Origin of the sequence: Shewanella sp. SM74, assembly GCF_025653725.1 — a bacterium.
In the GTDB taxonomy this organism is placed as follows: domain Bacteria; phylum Pseudomonadota; class Gammaproteobacteria; order Enterobacterales; family Shewanellaceae; genus Shewanella; species Shewanella oncorhynchi.
Map to the genome: position 1 here is coordinate 1 of NZ_JAKKRZ010000039.1, position 20,096 is coordinate 20,096.

Annotated in this window: 15 protein-coding genes; 6 read left to right on the forward strand and 9 right to left on the reverse strand. The window is 42.8% G+C overall.

Annotation, left to right across the window (positions count from 1 at the left end; all coding sequences use genetic code 11):
* Positions 1–57 precede the first annotated feature (57 nt).
* The 4 genes from L5M49_RS22570 to tnpA are packed head-to-tail and all read right to left on the reverse strand — an operon-like array spanning position 58 to position 2,660.
* A complete protein-coding gene (locus tag L5M49_RS22570; RefSeq protein ID WP_263256105.1) occupies positions 58–321 on the reverse strand; it encodes a transposase in 264 nt (87 codons plus the stop codon).
* Between the two features lie 18 nt (positions 322–339).
* Positions 340–2,007: an IS66-like element ISSpu21 family transposase gene (locus tag L5M49_RS22575; protein WP_101057747.1), complete on the reverse strand. Its 1,668-nt coding sequence runs from the start codon at positions 2,005–2,007 to the stop codon at positions 340–342.
* 21 nt (positions 2,008–2,028) lie between these two features.
* Positions 2,029–2,379 (reverse strand): IS66 family insertion sequence element accessory protein TnpB, encoded by a 351-nt coding sequence (gene tnpB / locus L5M49_RS22580; RefSeq protein ID WP_014610304.1) that lies wholly within the window; start codon positions 2,377–2,379, stop codon positions 2,029–2,031.
* Positions 2,379–2,660, reverse strand: coding sequence for an IS66 family insertion sequence element accessory protein TnpA (gene tnpA, locus L5M49_RS22585; RefSeq protein WP_113851620.1), 282 nt, complete (start codon positions 2,658–2,660; stop codon positions 2,379–2,381). The genes tnpB and tnpA overlap by 1 nt, the downstream gene beginning before the upstream one ends.
* Positions 2,661–2,747: 87 nt before the next feature.
* Between tnpA and L5M49_RS22590 the strand changes: the two genes are divergently transcribed.
* From L5M49_RS22590 to torD, 5 genes are all read left to right on the forward strand, one after another.
* The gene (locus L5M49_RS22590) at positions 2,748–3,674 is read left to right on the forward strand and encodes an SPASM domain-containing protein (RefSeq protein ID WP_411569118.1); all 927 of its coding nucleotides are present in this window, start codon (positions 2,748–2,750) and stop codon (positions 3,672–3,674) included.
* 488 nt (positions 3,675–4,162) lie between these two features.
* On the forward strand, positions 4,163–4,333 hold the full coding sequence (locus tag L5M49_RS22595; protein ID WP_168826241.1) for a periplasmic nitrate reductase, NapE protein: 171 nt from the start codon (positions 4,163–4,165) through the stop codon (positions 4,331–4,333).
* Positions 4,334–4,374: 41 nt separating this feature from the next.
* Positions 4,375–5,553, forward strand: a complete 1,179-nt coding sequence (gene torC / locus L5M49_RS22600) for a pentaheme c-type cytochrome TorC (RefSeq protein ID WP_168826239.1) — start codon at positions 4,375–4,377, stop codon at positions 5,551–5,553.
* Between the two features lie 12 nt (positions 5,554–5,565).
* Positions 5,566–8,058, forward strand: coding sequence for a trimethylamine-N-oxide reductase TorA (gene torA / locus L5M49_RS22605; RefSeq protein WP_263266863.1), 2,493 nt, complete (start codon positions 5,566–5,568; stop codon positions 8,056–8,058).
* Between the two features lie 81 nt (positions 8,059–8,139).
* Positions 8,140–8,784 (forward strand): molecular chaperone TorD, encoded by a 645-nt coding sequence (torD, locus tag L5M49_RS22610; RefSeq protein ID WP_263266864.1) that lies wholly within the window; start codon positions 8,140–8,142, stop codon positions 8,782–8,784.
* A 116-nt stretch (positions 8,785–8,900) separates the two neighbouring features.
* Here the strand turns inward: torD and torS are convergent, their stop codons facing one another.
* Positions 8,901–11,879 carry a TMAO reductase system sensor histidine kinase/response regulator TorS gene (torS, locus tag L5M49_RS22615; RefSeq protein ID WP_411569117.1) on the reverse strand — a complete coding sequence of 993 codons (2,979 nt, stop codon included), beginning with the start codon at positions 11,877–11,879 and terminating at the stop codon, positions 8,901–8,903.
* A gap of 116 nt (positions 11,880–11,995) precedes the next feature.
* Here torS and torT point away from each other — a divergent pair, with 116 nt between their 5' ends.
* Positions 11,996–13,078 (forward strand): TMAO reductase system periplasmic protein TorT, encoded by a 1,083-nt coding sequence (gene torT / locus L5M49_RS22620; RefSeq protein WP_263266865.1) that lies wholly within the window; start codon positions 11,996–11,998, stop codon positions 13,076–13,078.
* Here torT and torR read toward each other — a convergent pair.
* From torR to L5M49_RS22640, 4 genes are all read right to left on the reverse strand, one after another.
* Complete coding sequence (gene torR, locus L5M49_RS22625) at positions 13,048–13,773, reverse strand: two-component system response regulator TorR (RefSeq protein WP_263266866.1); 726 nt, start codon at positions 13,771–13,773, stop codon at positions 13,048–13,050. The genes torT and torR overlap by 31 nt on opposite strands.
* Before the next feature lie 180 nt (positions 13,774–13,953).
* Complete coding sequence (locus L5M49_RS22630) at positions 13,954–14,670, reverse strand: TorF family putative porin (protein ID WP_263266869.1); 717 nt, start codon at positions 14,668–14,670, stop codon at positions 13,954–13,956.
* 954 nt (positions 14,671–15,624) lie between these two features.
* The gene (locus tag L5M49_RS22635; protein ID WP_259565165.1) at positions 15,625–18,879 is read right to left on the reverse strand and encodes a type I restriction endonuclease subunit R; all 3,255 of its coding nucleotides are present in this window, start codon (positions 18,877–18,879) and stop codon (positions 15,625–15,627) included.
* Positions 18,876–20,063 (reverse strand): PD-(D/E)XK nuclease family protein, encoded by a 1,188-nt coding sequence (locus L5M49_RS22640; protein WP_259565166.1) that lies wholly within the window; start codon positions 20,061–20,063, stop codon positions 18,876–18,878. Before L5M49_RS22640 ends, L5M49_RS22635 begins: the two co-directional genes overlap by 4 nt.
* Between the last annotated feature and the right edge of the window lie 33 nt (positions 20,064–20,096).

Here is a 20,096-nt window from a genome sequence, read left to right on the forward strand (position 1 = left end):
GTAAGCGTCCATTTTAGGACGTATTGACGCCTTATAGATTTCGGCCAAGCATCCTGGCTAGATGTCTTTCAGGATCTGCACCAGTCCTGGTGGGATTTTCCACTGGCGGTTATCATCGCTGACCACCATCACTGATTTCTTGTTGATTTTGATAACCACGCCGAACACTTGGCCTTCTTTGGCCTTGAAGTGGACTTTTTGGCCTAAACGTAGCTGGCTTAGAACATTGATGTCGTTTTGCAAACGTAAGTAGTCTATCCGCTTGCAGATTAGCTCGTTCAGGTCATGTAATTCGTCTAAGGTTAGGTCTTCTATGCGCATATCGCCTCCGTCTGGAGGCTATTCTACCGAAGTGGCGGGTAAAGCAAAGAGGTCTGAACGCAGTGGATTATCGGCGAACTGGGTTTTCCAATACCGTGGCGTCAGTTCATGTACCAGGCTGGCAGGGTGTTGGCTGATACGTAGCAGTACATCGGTCAGATAATCGTTTACATTGATATCATGCAATCGACAAGTGACTATCAGGCTTTGGATAACGCCAACATGCTCAGCACCGATTTCTGTCCAACAGAACAACCAATTTTTTCTCCCCATGGGTATGGGCCTGAGCGCCCGCTCCAGATGGTTTGTATCCAGCGGCACATCGGGGTCTTCTAAGAAGACACGCAGTGCCATTTCTTTGCTTTGTACATAGCCAATCGCTTTGTAGAGGGGGTCTTTTGGCAGCAGCGTCAGGTTATGCAGGGTGTCATCACACCACGTAAAGAAGCGGTCAACCACCGGTTTACTGTGCGCAAGCCGGTATTGGCGTTTTTTGTCATCCGTGAGCTTTTGGTTTCGGATAGTCTCTTCTATCTCATACAGCTTGGCGATTAGGCTTATCGCTTCTTTGGCCGGTTGTGGCCAGCTGTTTTCGGCTGCAATAAATTGCCGGCGACTGTGCACCCAGCACTGGGCATGGGTTAAGCCCTCATTCGCTTTTATATAACTGGCATAGGCGCTGTAGCCATCGCTTAATAAAGTCCCTTTAAAGCGATGTTTTAATATCTCTTCTATATGTTGCCGCCCGCGGCTGGTGGAGAAGGTAAAAACAATTTCATCCTTATCACCATACACCGGCCAGAAGTAACTTTGCTTCATTTTGCCCGGGCCTGCTTTGCCTGCTTTAATCGGCGTCTCGTCCATTGCCAGCACCTGGCTTTGTAAGATGCTGGTCAGCATCGCATCCACAATCGGATAGAGTAAATCAATACCGCGTGCCACGATGGTGCCCAGTGTGCTGCGGCTTAAAGTAATGCCCGCTGCGGCTAAGCGCTGGTGTTGGCGATACAGCGGCAAGTGGTATTGGAATTTATCCACCAACATGCCGACGATAAAGCTCACATCCGCCACGCTTTTATCCAGCACATTGAACGGCGCTGCGCTTGGCAGGATAGTGTCGCTGTCTTTGTGTTTGATGATTTGCCGGTCATAGCGCAGCACGTCGAAGCTCGCTGGGCGCTGTGCTAAGCGGAAGGTGCTTTTTACGCCAATCACTTCATACTGGTCGGCATCTTCCCCTTTTAACTCGTCTGGTATCAGCGTAATCACTTTCACCGGTACGTTATCGTTAAATCGCAAACCACTGTCATTAACGCAATCATCCGGGCGCTGTTTGCCTTTTCTGCGGGTGTAGGTGGTATATTCGGTTTCACCTTCGGGTTGGGCCAGTGCTGGCACCATATCGCCCAGTAAGCTTAACTGCATACCCAATTCCAAGGCGCGCTTTTCTGACTTCTGACCAAACAACTGCTTCTCAAACCAGGCTAAGCGTTGCTGAATGCCTGCGAAGGTTTCGCGCAATGACGCATGCTCAGTTTCCAGCTTGCCGTACTTTTCTGACCAGGCCTGATTCTCTGCAGAAGCCTGTTGCAACAAACTCTGCAGGCGCGCGATTTCACTGGTCAAATTAACCCGTGTCTCGGCGTCCGCTGCCACGTTGGATGAGGATGAAGGCTTGATTTTCATAGCGTCAATTATACAGACTTATCAAGCGATTGACTGCCCATAGCGCTTCGCTTGTTTCTGGCGAAGTACGGTAATTCCGTCAACGATCATTTGCAGGGTGCAACCGGTGAGTGATTGGATCCCACTCGGATGCGGTTTCACCGGAAACTGGCCTTGCTCGAGGCGCTTAGCCCAGACACAATAGCCTGAGCTTTCGAAGTACAACACCTTCATCTGGGTTTTGCGGGCATTGATAAACACAAAGTACTGGCCGCTTTGTGGATTATGGCAAAGTTTATTGCGCACCAGGGCACTTAAACCGTTAAAGGATTTACGCATATCCACGGGTGTGGTGCACAGCCAGATTTTTTGGTTGGCAGCAGGGATAAACATTATTGCTGGCTAAGGGTAAGTTCAACGCCATTGCCCAGTGACAAGACGATATGCCAGCGGGTGTTACCGTGATGTGCAAGCGCGGATAAATCGATAAACGGTGTATCCTGGTGCACATTAGCTTGCTCAGTTTGTGGTGATAGACGTTGCCGCCATTTATAAAATGACATGGTGCTCAGTTGATGGGTTTGGCAAAACTCAGTGATGCTCAGCTCTGATGTGTGCCATAAGTCGATTAATTGCTGCCATTGTGCAGCGTTGCGGTAAGCTCGCTTTGCCATATCACTCTCCTGTAATGATGAGTGCACAGCTTATCGCGCGATCTTAAGTGGGAATAGGACGTCCTAAAATGGACGCTTACTCAAACTATTAATAATGACCTACAAACTAATGGCATAGCATTAAATAAAGAATGGGTTAGCTTTCTAAAAGAGCATAAATTTCATGTAGGCTTATCAATCGATGGTCCACGAGACCTACACAATATTTACCGAAAAACCCGCAGTGGCAAACCCACTTTCGATGCAGTAATGGCTGCTGCAAAGCTGCTAAAGGATAACGATGTTTCCTTTGCTGCACTGTGTGTCGTTAATAGAACAAATGTGAGATATCCAAAGGAAGTGTATCGCTTTCTGGCTGACCAACTCGGAACTTGGCGGGTCCAATTTACGCCTGTTGTTGAACCCATCGAATTTAAAAAGACTGCACCTACAAAACTAGAGGCAGCCAATGCCCCAGTACAAAACTCACCGCGTGCCCGCCCTGGTCATCCGCTTTCTATTGTCACGGATTGGTCAGTCGACCCTGATGATTATGGCGAATTCTTAAAAAGTGTATGGGACGAATGGTTAAGTACCGATTTTGGCCGAATACATGTGAACTTGTTTGAAACCACCATTGCTCAAGCCGCTGGAATGCCAGCTCAGACTTGTACTCAGGCAGAATATTGTGGCAAAGCCCTCGCTCTCGAACACAATGGCGACGTATTTTCTTGCGATCACTTTGTTTATTCTGACTTTCTTGTTGGCAATATTACTAAAACTCACCTTGGGGATATCGCATTTTCTGATAAGCAAGTCCAGTTTGGCATGGCCAAATGCAATACTCTGCCAAGCCAATGCAAAAAGTGTGATTATTTAGCACTATGTTGGGGAGAATGCCCTAAAAATCGTTTAATAAAAACACTTCAAGGTGAGACAGGACTCAATTATCTCTGCACCGGTTTATATAATTTTTATAAACATATAGATAAGGATGTAGTGCGGATCTTACAGACTTTAGGTTATTTAGCCTAAAAGTAACATGAACATACTCCGCCATTCAGGGCGGAGAGTGTATCAAGATGACCCATATTGTTGGACCTCTCCTATTTTACAAGCTTATGTTTATGAGTATAAAATCAGAATATTTATTCTATGATTAACGCTACACCGAAGTTACGCTTGCATTATTTTATTAACGCCTTTATTTCAGATCGTTATGTCATCGTCGTTGGAAGCTTGCAAAAGAATTTATGAGTGTCAAAGCAATGAAAAAATCATTAGATGAGGTAAACCTGTTTATCAATAAATGACCTAATTGGCTAATAAACTTGGGATCATTACAACATTTCACTGAAACACCTAATCCGCAACACCGTTAAGATAAATCATCCATCTTGCCGCCTAAAATACCTATTCATAATCTTTCACATCTTATCGAATTCTGTTCATTTTCTGCATGACGGCCATTAACACCCTTCCCTTATGATCTCTCATATTGATAATTTATTAGAGAGTAAGTCATGACAGTAAAAGATTTGGCTGAAACACCAAAAAACATAAAATCCAGAGAGTTAAAAGCTCTTGGATTCATCATTTTTTTGCTATTTCCAATCATCACTGCCACAGGCATTAGCGCTTATGGTTTTGTCATTTGGATGATCCAAGCATTCGGTGGCGTGGTCGCTCACTAATCCTCACGCAACCCATTAGTCAATCTTTAAAGGATGCTCTTATGAAATGGTTTATTAACATTTGGCACACTCTGAACAAACCAGCCAAATACCTTACCTTAGGCTCTATTAGCCTATCAGCTTTTTTAATGGGAATTATTTTTTGGGGTGGTTTTAATACTGCGCTTGAAATGACCAACACTGAAGAGTTTTGTATCAGCTGCCACAGTATGGAAAGCAAACCATATCAAGAGCTACAACAAACAGTACATTGGTCAAATCATTCCGGAGTCCGCGCAACATGCCCTGACTGCCATGTCCCACATAATTGGAGCCGAAAAATTGGCCGTAAGATTGAAGCATCCCATGATATGTGGGGTTGGCTATTACAGACCGTAAACACAGATGAAAAATTTGAAGCAAAGCGTTTAGAAATGGCCAGTCGAGAATGGAAACGCTTCGATCGTGACAATTCCTTAGCGTGTAAAAACTGCCATAACTACAATTCAATGAAATGGGATGAGATGTCTACATTGGCACAAAAGCAAATGAAACGTGCTGCCGAAATCGATCAAAGTTGTATTGATTGCCATAAAGGTATCGCCCATAAGCTTCCCGATATGGGCACGTCCCGCGCACCAGAACTGATTGCCCAGGTCGGCTCAGGGGAAACCAGTTTAGTCGTGGGTGAAAGTTACTTTACGGCTTTAACTAAGCCCCTTTATTTTAATGAAAAAACAGATGTTGAAGCTGGCACCTTAAACATTGCCACACAAGTCACCGTGTTAGAAACCAACGCTAACCGCATCAAAATTGGCATTAATGGTTGGCGAAAAAAAATAGGGGCTGGTCGCGTTATCTATTTTGATTTCGGACTTAACATTCTCTCTGCTCAACTTTCAAAAGATGCTGCAGTTGAAGATGGTGTTATAGCGATTTTTGAAGAAAAAGAAGACCCAATGACAGGCTTGACATGGCAAAGAGTCGAAGCTCAAATTTGGACTGACGCTGACTACTTAATGAAAGATCTACAGCCACTTTGGGACTATGCCCGTAACACATATTCAAGTAGCTGTAGTGTATGCCATACCCAACCCGCAGAAGCTCACTTTGATGCCAATACTTGGCCAGGAATGTTTCAAGGCATGATTGCGTTCGTCAATATGGATCAAGATACTCAAGCATTAGTGCAGAAATACTTGCAAGAGCATTCATCAACTTTCGATAAGTCAGCGCACTAACAGGATACCAACATGAACAGAAGAGAATTCCTTAAGGGTTTAGCGGCCACCTCATATATTGGTCTGAGCAGTGGATCTGTATTGACTCCTCTTAATGCATTTGCCACCTCTGGCTCGAAGGCTAGTGATGACTGGCTAACAACGGGGTCACATTTTGGTGCATTTAAAATTAAGCGTAAAAACGGTGTTATTGACCAAGTCATCCCTTTTGATTTAGATCAATATCCAACAGATATGATGAATGGTGTTAAGGGGCTTGTCTACAATCCATCCCGTATTCGTTACCCTATGGTGAGATTAGACTTTTTATTAAAAGGCCATAAAAGTGATACTAAACAACGTGGGGATTTTCGATTTGTACGCGTTACTTGGGATAAAGCTTTAACTCTGTTCAAAGAGTCCCTCGATGAAATCCAGACCCAATATGGCCCATCCGGTCTTCATGCAGGACAAACCGGATGGCGTGCTACGGGTCAACTTCACTCAAGCACGAGTCACATGCAGCGTGCAGTAGGCATGCATGGAAATTTTGTCAAAAAAATTGGTGATTACTCAACTGGTGCTGGCCAAACGATTTTGCCTTACATTTTAGGTTCTACTGAGGTGTATGCCCAAGGAACCTCATGGCCATTAATTCTTGAGCAATCTAACACCATCATCTTATGGTCAAATGATCCCTATAAAAATCTGCAAGTAGGCTGGAACGCAGAAACACATGAGTCATTTGCCTATCTTGCCCAACTGAAAGAAAAAGTTCGTCAGGGTAAGATCCGCGTGATAAGCATTGATCCTGTTGAGACCAAAACTCAAAAATACCTTGAGTGCGAACAACTCTATGTCAATCCACAAACCGATGTGGCACTCATGCTTGGAATTGCTCACGAAATAGTCACTAAAAAGTGGCACGATGCTGAATTCATCCAAGGTTACAGTTTAGGTTTTGAGCAATTTTTACCCTATTTATTAGGGGAGTCTGATGGCTTAGCCAAAACACCTGAATGGGCGAGTCAGATATCGGGAGTTAGCCCTGAAATCATCCGAGATTTAGCCAAAGTAATGACCCAAGGCCGCACTCAGATCATGATGGGCTGGTGCATTCAGCGTCAACAACACGGTGAGCAACCATATTGGATGGCCGCGGTGTTAGCGACTATGATTGGTCAAATTGGTTTACCTGGTGGTGGAATTAGCTATGGACACCACTATTCAAGCATTGGTGTACCGTCATCGGGTGCAGCAGCACCAGGCGCTTTTCCACGTAACTTAGATGAAGGTCAAAAACCGCTATTTGATAGTAATGATTTTAAAGGGGCAAGTAATACGATTCCAGTGGCTCGTTGGGTCGATGCAATATTGGAGCCAGGCAAAACTATTGATGCAAACGGAGCCAAAGTAACATATCCCGACATTAAAATGATGGTATTTTCCGGTAACAACCCTTGGAGCCATCATCAAGATAGAAATAAAATGAAGCTTGCGTTTCAAAAGCTAGAGTGTGTTGTCACTATAGATATGAACTGGACTGCCACCTGCCGTTTTTCAGATATTGTTTTGCCTGCTTGCACAACCTTTGAACGCAACGACTTAGATGTTTATGGCAGCTACGCTAACCGCGGTATTTTAGCAATGCATAAAATGGTAGAGCCATTATTTGATAGCTTATCAGATTTTGAAATTTTCACTCGTTTTGCAAAACTCTTAGGTAAAGAAAACGAATATACCCGAGGCATGTCTGAGTTTGATTGGCTCCAAAAGCTCTATAACGACTGTAAAGCCGATAATTTGGGTAAATTTAATATGCCAGATTTTGAGGCTTTCTGGAAAGATGGTTATGTTCACTTTGGTGAAGGACAGCCATGGACACGCCATGCTGACTTCAGAACGGATCCTGAAATGAACCCTTTAGGTACACCATCGGGTTTGATTGAAATATTCAGTCGTAAAATTGCCCAGTATAACTATGATGACTGCCCTGGTCATCCAATGTGGATGGAGAAGACTGAACGTAGTCACGGTGGACCCGGCTCAGATAAGTATCCAATGTGGATGCAGTCTTGCCACCCTGATAAGCGCTTGCATTCACAAATGTGTGAATCACAACAATATCGTGAAACTTACACAGTTCAAGGCCGTGAACCAGTGTATTTAAACCCAATCGATGCCAAACAACGTGGGATTAAGGATGGAGATCTTGTGCGAGTCTTTAATGATCGTGGTCAACTACTAGCTGGAGCAGTGGTCTCGGATAGTTTTCCCCGTGGCATAATTCGAATCCACGAAGGTGCTTGGTATGGTCCCGTTGGTAAAGATGGTAGTAAACAAGGGGGAAATGAAATAGGTGCTTTATGCAGTTACGGCGACCCAAACACCTTAACGCAAGATCTTGGCACTTCAAAGTTAGCCCAAGCATGCTCTGCTTACACTTGCTTAGTAGAGTTTGAGAAGTACCAAGGAAAAATTCCAGAAGTCAGTGCTTTCAGTGGCCCAATTGAAACGCTAATCTAATTGCTAAGCATAAAAAAGCACCAGATTGTCATCATGGTGCTTTAACTTACAATCGAAATTAGCTCAAAAGAGATAACGAAGATGAATAAATCTCCTCAATATAACACACCAGTAAATCAAGGTCGTTCAATGGTGTATACATTACTCTCTAGGCTATTTGCTAAAGAATTAGACCATCAGCTATTACAAGAACTAACAACAACTGAAGCGCAAGCTTTCTTGAGCTATTTAGAAACTAATCCTCTCTTCACTGAAGATATTTTAACTCTGAAGTCTTTCATTGATCAGTTGAACACAGAAACAGCATTATTAGAACTTGCAGCAGATTACTGTGGATTATTCTTAGTCGGCACTAAACATAGCACTAGCCCATATGCCAGTTTATATTTGAATAACAATATTGTCGGTCAGAGTGAAGTGTTGTTATTTGGTGAACAACATCAGAAAATGCAAAGCTATTTGCAGCATAGCCAACTGATGGTTCGAAGTGAGTTTCCTGAACCTGCAGACCATATTGCCGTGATCTTAGCTTATGCAGCCCATCAAACATGTATCAGTAATAATAAAAACCAGCTCGTTTTTATCAGCCAATATCTCAACACTTGGTTACCGACTTTTACAGATAAAGTAACCGCTCTCGATACAGGGAAATTCTACACCGCAGTTTGTAACTTGACTCAAACTTGGGTTGCCAGCGACTGCGAAGGACTCGCGGCTCACAGCTAATACCTCCGAGTCTTCTTTTGTCCAAATGCTAAACTGAAGTCAAAACACTGAATATATTCAGTGTTTTGACTTCAGTAGTTAGATCTGCCTTCCCTAAGGCGGCACAAATCTTCATATTATGATACGAAATTTAATTTTTCTTCAAATGCACTCATTGATGCCTGCCATACTTTAACAAGCAGTAAATATGATTCTTTATCAATTCCTTGATCTTCAAGTTGCTTGCACAACTGATACATAGTCACCAAACCTAAACTGGCACTACTGCCTTTAAGTGCATGCAAGAGAGGCCCGGGATCATTGTTCTGTTCTTCCATAAGACGTATTTGCTCTGTACTACTCATTTTAAAAAGTTCTAACATTTCCCATAACGCAGCGCTCCCTAAATACGTTACGTCTTGATTAATCTGCAGTTCATTTAATAGAGGGCCATGAGAAATATCGAATCCAAGTGTCGACCCCAAATCAGATATAGATTGCTCTTCACTCGGGGGCACCTTAGGTTGAAGCTGCTCCCCAGAAGCAACACCGACCCACAGTGCTAGTGAATCCATATTTAAGGGTTTTTCTAATACTCCATCAAAACCTGATGTTTGATAGGCTTTAATATCTTCATCTTGAACTTGCGCAGTAAATGCCATAACACTAATTTCCAAATGCGCTTTACTGGCAATTAGCTTTAACTCAGGCAATAGCACTAAACCAGAACCATCACTAAGTTGAATATCAAGCAGGATACCATCAAAGTGCGAAGCATTATCTTGACGATATAAGGCTCTCGCTTCAGCACAGCTTTCAGCCAAGATAGACTGATGCCCAAGATGAGCTAAAAAACCCTGAGCTATCATTGCATTGACCTTATTATCCTCAATCACCAAAATACATTTAGGTAAAACCTTTGGTAATACCGCTGGTGAAGGCCGGTCTACTTGCTGACAAAGAGTTAATGGTAAACTAAAACCAAATGTGGACCCCTTCGCAACTTGACTTTGCACCCAAATACACTGGGTTAAAGTATCAACATTATTCATCAATGCGACTAATTCTTTACAAATCGCTAATCCAAGCCCTGTTCCTCTGGTTCTGCCTTGGTTAGGTTGAGCACTGTAGGCAACAAATAATTGCCCCATCACAGACTCATTAATACCCACTCCGGTATCCATAATTTCAAAGTGTAGCTGTTGATCAACGGCGAATACTCGAAGCTCAACGTCTCCTTTTTGCGTAAACTTAATCGCATTTCCAAGGAGATTAAACAAAACTTGTCGCAGCTTAGGGCCGTCTAAATTGACCCACTCGGGTAAATTCTCTTTGACTAACGATAGTGATAGTCCAGATAAACCAGCGCCAGCCAACATAATCGCAACCACTTTATCAAGCAGTTCATTCAATGCCACTGGTCTGGGTTCATTCGTTAACTTACCTTGTTCTAAACGGGAAAAATCTAAAATATCATTCAATACTGTTTGCAATAAGGTACCGCTGTACTGAGATAAGGCCAGCATTTGCTTTTGTGCTGGCGGTAATGGTGAATGCCCCAACAGGGTTAACGTGCCCAATAAACCATTTAATGGTGTTCGGATTTCATGGCTCATTGTGGCGAGAAATAACGACTTAGCTTTACTTGCTTGCTCCGCCATCTCTCGCGCAGCCGAATGCCCTTTTGCCTCGGCATCTAATTGACTATTGGCCTCCGCAAGTTCCATTGTTCTAGCAAGCACGGTACTTTCAAGGGAAGCCTTGTGGGCGAATAGCTCTGAAGCGGTAGCTTGTAACTCCAAAGATAAAGCCTGATTATGAGCCGTCTTTTGCTTAAAAGCCTCAATTGCTGATGCCATGGCGGTGAGTTCGTCATGTCCTCGTGGATCTAACACAACCTCTGTATTACCTTGGCTTAATTGTGATAATGCCATTGTTGCTTCACTCAAACGTACCGTAATCCCCTTATATATCACTCGATACACAACAAATATCATGATAATAAGCATCAAAATACCCGTCATCCATAAACCAAATTTCGCCCAAAGCAGTTGCTGTAAAAACTCGTAACGAGCATCATTCGCCTGATCTTGCTGAACTTTCATCGCGTTATCAACGGATTTGTTCAACCAACTTAACTTGCCCGTAAGCTGCTGTAATTGCTTATTTTGCTGAGATAAAATCTGCCCATATTGCTGCTGTAATCGCAAACCAGAATTAACGTTCATTAACGCTAACAACTCATGTTCGAGCTCCATCGCTCGCACGGGATCTCGAACTAATCCTTTGAGTAGTTCAAGAGGCATCAAATCAATCTGCCTATCGATTGTAGCTTCGTTTGTTGCTCTCGGACCATTATCGCTACTGGGGTCCATCACGTAATATTCCAGAGGCATTATAGTCAGTTGATTGAGTTCCCTTGGCACACTCGCCAAGACATTTTTTAAACCTAACTGCTGCTCAGGGGACTGTAATAATTGTCCTACCAATGCGATGTGATGAATTAAGACTAAACCCCGATTTAGACGCTCACGCAGATCCAAATCTTGTTCAATAATGGTATCCAAAAGCTGCGCGCTAGCCGTATTACCCGCCACTTGCGGATATGCTAAACTTAACTTAGCCAAAATAGCTGAATCGACTACAGCAAGTTCAGCTTCAAGTAATAAATTACTTTTACTCGCAGCTTCAGTAAGAGCACGTCCAGCCTTGTTTAACTGATGAGTAAGTGCCAAACGTTCACCGACTTGACGACCCAACATAGATAACTCATGAATGATCTCACCGGCAAATAGAGCTAACTCTTTATCTTTAAAAGTACCATTAACGTGGACATTGAGGGAATTCAGTCGATCGATTGCAGTGAGCAAATTGGTGCTTTCAATTGAAAGTTTTCGACCTATATACGCACGCTGAGCCTCCTCTTCCACCCGCTCAAGTCCTTGGGCATTATCGAGTAAACCATTAGAAGACTGCATCAATTGACGGGCGGCCTCAGAGGCGGGTAAAGCCTTCTCATATAAATACTCATCAGCAAGCTTTACCCAATAGAGCGATAAACTACCAAGGCTAACCAACAACAGTAATAGCAGTCCGAGAATGCAAAACGTAAACATAAGTCGGCTCACTAAACTTTTGCCAGAGAGAGATAAAACACCCACATTCATTCCCCAAACTGTTACCATCAGACTCGTTTGGTTTAGCAATTAAAAACCCAATTCGAGACAATTAGATGCGAAAACTTATTTATACACTCATAGCTTGTTTAGGGACAGTTCCGCCATTGGCAACTGCTCAACCCAGTTGGACAGTTGAACAACGTTTCCCCTTTAATATCCAAATCCAGAAAACAAGAATTTTTGAATATAAAGCATTAACTACAGCCCAAAAACCTTGGCGGATTTGTGTGTTAGTCCCACATCTAAAAGATGCCTATTGGATAGGCATTGATTATGGTTTGATATCACAGGCCTCACATTTAGGTATCAATTTAGAGTTATTTGAAGCGGGTAGCTATTACAAAAAAGACCAACAATTAAAGCAACTAGCACATTGTCTGAAGCAGCCATTTGATGCCATCTTAATTGGTACTGTCGACCCAGCTTTGCTCAATCAATATCACGGACAAATAAACAAACCCATAATTGCGTTAGTTAATCGACTTGACAGCCCAGTAGTTAACACTCGTATTGGCGTAAATTGGTATCAAATGGGATGGACTGCAGGGCACTATATAACTCAATCAGTGACCTCTCTTGCTCCGAATCCAGTCAAACTTGCACTACTAACTGGTCCTGAAAGTGTTGGAGGGAGTGATTGGGTCGAGCAAGGCATTATTGATGCGATAGCTAATAGTCCCATTAAGGTTTCATCCATTCGACACACGGATAACAATCGAGACCTGTATCGAGAGCAGCTACACAACCTCCTGAAAGATCATGTACCTGACTATATACTTGGCAGTGCAGTCGCTATAGAGGCCGCGATAGGTTCTCTACAGCAGGCAAAAATGACAAATCAGGTCAAACTCGTGAGCAGCTATCTTTCACCAGCAACGCTGCGCGGTCTTTATCGTCATAAAGTTGTTTTCAGCAATGATGACCAAGTTGTCCTGCAAGGCAAGTTAGCGATAGATATTGTCATAAAAGAACTTGAAGGTGCAAAACCCTTTGGCGATATAGGGCCACAAATACGCGGCTTAAAACAAGGAGAAATATCACTAAAAACACTTAGTAATAGCTTAGCTCCTGCAGATTTCTATCCCATTTATAGAGTCAATCCAGATCAATCTTCGACCTTAGAGGCAAATAAGTAACCTTCACCATGCACTGTTACAAACAACTCCGCATGGAGCTTATTACGTAAACGGCGAATAATAACATCGATAGTTCTATCGTTAACATCATCATTACGATGGCTTGTTTGCTGCATTAAACGTTCTCGAGAAAGCACTTGTTGAGGATGTAATGCAAAAGCAGTCAGCAATTCAAATTCCGCTTTAGTAAGTCGAATAACCTCATCACCACGTTTAAGCTTTCTGCTGTTTAATTCAAGAATATATACATCAAAAACAAGCTGATTATCGGGTTCCTCCAATTCCGCCAACACCTCTAGACGCGCTTTTTTTACAAGAGAAATCCGCCAAAGCAAATTTTTAACACGAACTAAAAGTTCTCTTAATTCAAAAGGTTTAGTAACATAATCATCGGCTCCCATTTCAAGGCCAATGATTTTGTCAATGGTCTCATCGCGCCCCGTCACTAATATAATACCAACATCTGAACGACTTCTAAGGTCGCGAGCTAAACTCAGGCCATCTGTACCTGGCAAATTAACATCTAACATAACTAAATCAATGTGTTGCTTTGCGAATTGCTGCCACATTTGTTCGCCATCAGCAGCTTCAATCACACGATAACCTTCTCGCTCAAAATATCCCTTTAGCCGAGCACGTATCACAGCTTCATCATCAACAACAAGAACCGTACTTGCAAACTCTGTATGTACCATATTTCTCACCAAAAAATCAATAAGAGCTTATTTTAATTAATGTTTTTTAATTTCTACCGATGGTGCTAGGCAAGAAATAACACGAGTACAGAATAATATACTGAAATAAAATGGATCCACTATCCTCTAAAAAATAGGATGAATAGATCCACATTTCATTAATGACAAAAACAAGCTTAATTAAAAGCTTTTGCTCACGCCTACAACGATACGATCATCAAATATTTTAGTTTGATCACCATAAACTTTATGGTCCATTTCCACAGTACTCCCATGATAACGAACATCAAAATTGATTCCCGCATAGGACTTACTCACGCCCATATTCCAATGCCCCCAACCTTCAGCACCTTCGCCCTCTAAATTCTGGTAACCTAAACTAGCGGACAACTTTATTCCATTATCAAATACATAACTAGGATGAAGAGCATAGTTTACGCCATGCCACCCATCGACGCCAAACCAGTCATCTAATGTAGGAGTGACCTCAAATTGCAGATTTGCATGGCCAAACTGTTTACCGATCTTAATCCACAACTCGGTATAATTTGAATAAGAAGCACCTGGATAGAGGTAAGAAAATACCATCACATCATATTGGAGCCCACTATCTGCAATTTCGCCTGTTTTACCAATAAATGGTGCCGTGACTATCTCTAGATTTGGATCAGCAAATTTAATATTTGAAGCGAAAACGCCCCCATACCAACCATCATGATTCCCCCAACCCAAGGTCCCTTGCACTGCAGGAACATCTGCATCCAGCGTTTCTGATTCTCCTCGGAAAACATAATCAGATGCAAAGGTTAAAGTCCCATTAATTTTACCGCCAAACACTTCACCTTCTTCGGCCGCATTAGCGAAGGGGATCGTTGGAAATAACAAACCATATAGCATTGCTAATCGCACTAACTTAAAGTTTTTATTCATATATCACCTTATATTTACAGGTTTTTATCGATGAGGTAACTATATGGTAAAGATATGAATAGCCATTATTAAGGATATGAACTGAAAACAAATAATTATGAAAATTTATGAAAACTTATTAATACTAAAGTTGCGTGAGTCATTAAAGACTTGTCAGGATTAGAGGATTTTCCGCCAGAATGCCATCATATTCAGCGTTCATGTTATAAGGTAAACATGCTCCGTTCTGAGGATATTACCACAATGACACACCTTCAGATGTGTACAATTATCTTTGGGTTTTAATGCATCAAAACTTATCTTTTAGGGTATTTCAACCTCTATCATTCTGTACTGGTAAAGCAATAGTAGATGCTTTCTATCATCAAAAAAATTGGTCACTTGGCTGAACTAAAGGACTCGAATAGCAGGGTTCGAAAATCGTTTTGGGGGAAAATCGCGTTAGCCCAAATCCACGTGAGACGGAGTTTTTGGCGCGTGAACTAGACTAAGCAGCAAGGGGTCAGTTTGGAGATCGGACATTATTGTACGTTTAGTGCATTATTCAACCATAAGAGGCTGTAAGGGATTGATTTAGTACCAATGTCTATCGCTTTTAAATTATCGCCTTAGTTGTATCGCATTTAGGTTGTCCGATTAAACAAAATCCACGGAAAACGGCGTATAGCGCGGGAGTACACTCTATCGCTATAGGTAAGCCTGTTCAAAAAACAGGCTTACCGTACAATAATTCTCTATATCCAAACTGACCCCTAGAGTGATTCACTAGCTCATTTTTGGACAGAAATTACTTAGATCATTAGCTCTAATTTATTCCATTTTGATTACTATTTTTGACCGAAAAGAGCGGCTCGTTGATTTTTAATCAAATGAAAAGTGCATAGATATTCAAAAGGCAAGGTACAAACCTTGCCTTTGTTATTACTTATACCAGCCGTCAGCTAGAACCTCTGCTTGTTCTAACACAAGCTTGATGGCTTCCTCTGCGGCATCAGGTGGATATTTCCATCGACGCAGCAGTCGGCGTACTAGGTTACGCATACGAGCGCGAACGCTTTCGCGCTTTTGCCAGTCAACCGTTGCAGATTTACGAAGTTGCTGAGTAAGTTCAATCGCTAAGTTGCGTAAATCATCGTTGCCAAGCTCCCGAACTGAGGACTCGTTTTCAACCAAAGCACGGTAGAACGCCATCTCATCCACAGAAAGGTTGAGCTTATCTACCATCTCCGCATCTTCTTGCATCTCTTTTGCCCATTGAATTAGCTCTTCAATGACCTGAGCTGTTTCGATGCTACGGTTGTGGTACTTGTTTAATGTCGTCAAAATGCGGTCTGAGTATTTTTTCTCTTGCACCACATCGTTCTTCATCCGAGCTTTGACTTCATCACGCAGCAGCTTCTCAAGCAGCTCAACAGCAAGGTTCTTTTCTTTCATGTTCTTAACGTCTTCTAAGAACTCTTCAGAAAGCAAACCGATGTTAGGCTTATCTAAACCAACCATTGAGAAAATATCATCAACACCATCAGCGATCACAGCATTGTCGAGGATCTGCTTCAAAGCCGTATTGCGCTCTTCATCCGTACGCTTTTTATCAACGGTAGAGTGCTTCATAAACGCGGCTTTAATCGCAGAGTAGAAGGCAATTTCGTTCTTGTAACCACGCGTTTCATCCATGGTATTACACAATGAATACGCTTTACCTAACGCAGCCATCACATCGAGGAATCGACGTTTGCCATCGCGTACTTCTTTGCCTTTGCTATCTGTGTGTGACAAACCTGATAGATGGTTTACCGCACCGGGCAGTAAACGCAGCGCATCAGTTTCAAAGTCAGGACGATAGTTAAAAACCTTGCCATCAACTGGAGTCGCAAACATGCCACGAACGATATCAACCTTTTCCATCAGTACCGAAAAGGCTTCAGCAGTATCGACGGTTGGTTGCCCTTTACCTTGGCTATTGGTGTAGGTTTTGAGTGCGTTTTTAAGCTCATTAGCAATGCCGATATAGTCAACCACCAGACCGCCCGGTTTGTCTTTAAAAACGCGGTTTACGCGTGCGATAGCCTGCATCAGGTTGTGACCTTTCATTGGCTTATCGACATACATGGTATGGCAACACGGCGCATCAAAGCCTGTTAGCCACATATCACGAACAATCACCAATTGAAGTTCATCTTGAGTATCTTTATATCGCGCCTCAAAGAGCTTCTTGGTTTTCTTATCATGGATGTGCGGCTGCATCTTAGGTTTATCAGATGCGCTTCCTGTCATGACTATCTTGATAGCCCCTTTAGCAGGGTCATCGTTGTGCCACTCTGGCTTGATAGCAACAATCGCATTGTAGAGATCGACACAGATTTCACGACTCATCGCCACAATCATGGCTTTGCCGGGAAACGTTTCGGTACGCGTGGTAAAGTGATTCACTAAGTCCTGAGCTACTTGTTGGATACGTGGCTCAGCACCGACGAGCTTTTCAAGCGTTGCCCATTGAGATTTGATTTTCTCACGGCTCGCAGTCTCTTCATCCTCACCGATCTCATCTTCGATTTGGTCATTAAGCTGCTCGATTTCAGCTTGGTTGATATCAAGCTTGGCTAAGCGAGACTCATAGTAGATTGGCACCGTAGCACCATCATCGACCGCATCTTGAATATCATAGATAGAAACGTACTCACCAAATACGCCACGAGTGTCTTTGTCGTCCATGGCAATGGGTGTTCCCGTAAAGCCAATGAACGATGCATTTGGCAGCGCATCACGCATGTATTTGGAGTAACCATAAACAAACTTTTGTGAGATGACATTGCCATTAGCGTCTTTAACGTCCACTAACTTTGATTTGTTACCGTACTGACTGCGGTGCGCTTCATCCGATACCACAACGATGTTGGCACGCGTTGATAACACTGGGTGCTCTGTTTCTTCAGCAAGTAGGGCAAATTTTTGAATGGTGGTAAAGATGATGCCGCCAGATTGACGAGAGAGCAGCAGCTCACGCAGTTTATCACGCCCGTCCGCTTGCGATGGCACTTGTTTAAGCGTTTCATGCGCCATACCAAAGGTATTAAAAAGCTGACCATCAAGATCATTACGGTCTGTCACCACCACAATCGTTGGGTTGTTCATCGCAGGCTGTTGCAATAGTTTGCTTGCGTAGCAAACCATAGAGATACTTTTACCACTGCCTTGCGTATGCCAAACCACACCCGCTTTACCACTTCCGGGCTTGATTTTATCTAAGCCTTTTGTCGCTTGAACTTGGTATTGCCCCATGCTTTCAGCGACTAAAGGCAGTTCGCCATCGGCCTGTTTCGCTCGCACTGTGGCTTCGACTGCCGCTCGCACGGCATGGAACTGGTGGTAACCAGCAATTTTCTTGATGACAGTGTCGTTGTCAGTTTCAAACAAGACAAAGTAACGAATGTAATCAAGCAGTAAATCAGGCTTGAAGAAACCCTTAACCATGGTTTCAAGCTGATAATCCCAGAGCGGTTTATCGTCTTCACCAGAAACAGTTTTCCATGGTAAAAAACGTTCTTTGTTTGCGGTGAGAGAGCCAACACGCGCCGTCCAACCATCACTCACCACCAAAGATTCGTTGAAAACAAACAGATCAGGAATTTCATCTTTGTAGGTTTGCAGTTGGTTGTAAGCATGCCAAATGTCCGCATGTTCGTCGGCTGGGTTTTTCAGCTCGATAACCGCAATCGGCAAACCATTAATGAACACCACTACATCAGGGCGACGGTTGCCTTTTTTTCCTGTAATGGTGAACTGATTCACCACCAGAAACTCGTTGTTATCTGGATTGGTAAAATCCATTAAGCGTGCGTGGGTGTGCTTGGTTTTCGTTTCCCCGTCTTCATACACGGTGTACTCAACAGGTACACCTTCAATCAGGTATTTGTGGAAAGCGCGGTTGCTTTTAATCAGTACTGGCGTGTCTGGCGTACTTACCGTATTCACCACCACATCCAAGCTCTCTTGTGGTAGTTCAGGGTTTAATACCTCTAAACGCTCAAGCAAGCGCTGTTTCAACACGACTTGGTGGTAATCATCACGCTCAGGGGAATCGCCATCAGGGGCGATGTCGTAACCATTTTTGAATAGGTAGCCTTGGTCAGTAAACCAATCAAGGCAGAGCTGTTCTAGTTGGTCTTCTGTGATCATAAGGACTCCTCATATGATTTTTGCATTTCTTCGCAAAAAACAAAAAAAGTACGGCTATTAATCAATACATTCTGAAGTTCTGACATTTGCTCAAAGAACACTTCACCTTGTTGCTCTAGTGTCGTTGCGTTCCCAATAAAATCAGAAAGATTCCGATAAATAATTAATGGATGCCACGGATTTTCATTTTTGCTATCCACAATACGATTACTTAAGTTCCACCCATTGGGTAACGTTAATTCGCGAACTAACTCGTTATATAGAGAGCTGTCAGTTAGTTTTGAGTGAATAGGTTCATCGATGTCTATGATGAGTGCCGCTATCGGTTCATTTTCCATTAAGTCATGAGTGGCATGGTCTTCACTATCAATTAGAAAGCCACAGAATATTCCCGGATTCCACCCACCTTCAGAATACTCTTTAGAGACATTATTGAATTCCAATCCAATGCGCCCCCAAGAATCGTAGTGACCACAACGTTCATTGATTCCAACGTGGCGTTGATATGCTGGTTTGTTGTATGAAATGCCACCGTCTAACTGCTGTATGGGCCACTGTTTATTCAGTGTTATTTTGGCAATGTCATAAAGCTGTTTATCAATTTTCTTTGAGTCATAGTAATAGGCTATAGATAATGGGTTTAATGGGGAAAACTCAGCTAGTCCATTACTCCTCAATAGCTGAATGAACTCTTTACGAATCCATTGCCCTTTTTCACTATCTACCTCAATTTTTTCTATTGCTTCGGCAACTTGATACCAACACAAGGCAAGATCAGGATTCTGTTTATGTTGTCCTGAGTGACCCGTAATAAGCACGATGGCAAATGATTTTGCGAGCTTTTCTTCAGCATACTTACGATAGTTGTAAAGCTGTCCATCATGCAGTTCCGACCAAACTTTATGTTCAAATATCAAACAAGAAGTATTATCGGCAGAATCCCAAAGCATATCCGGATATTTACCATCAAAGTTAACTTGCGTATCAATGCGTTCTGAATTGCCTACATGCGGGATCTCGATACCACACTCTTGCCCTTGCTTGAATAAAAGAGACATGATTGCCTCTCTCACAGCGAAATCATTGCGAAGTAACCAAGCGAAGGCTTCTGTAATGAAGTTTTCAATTGACGACTTTTGATGGCTAGAAGCGTATTTACTGACGTTGACGAGTAAACTTTCCATTTCTTAAATTCCATTGCAAACCCCAATAGCAAT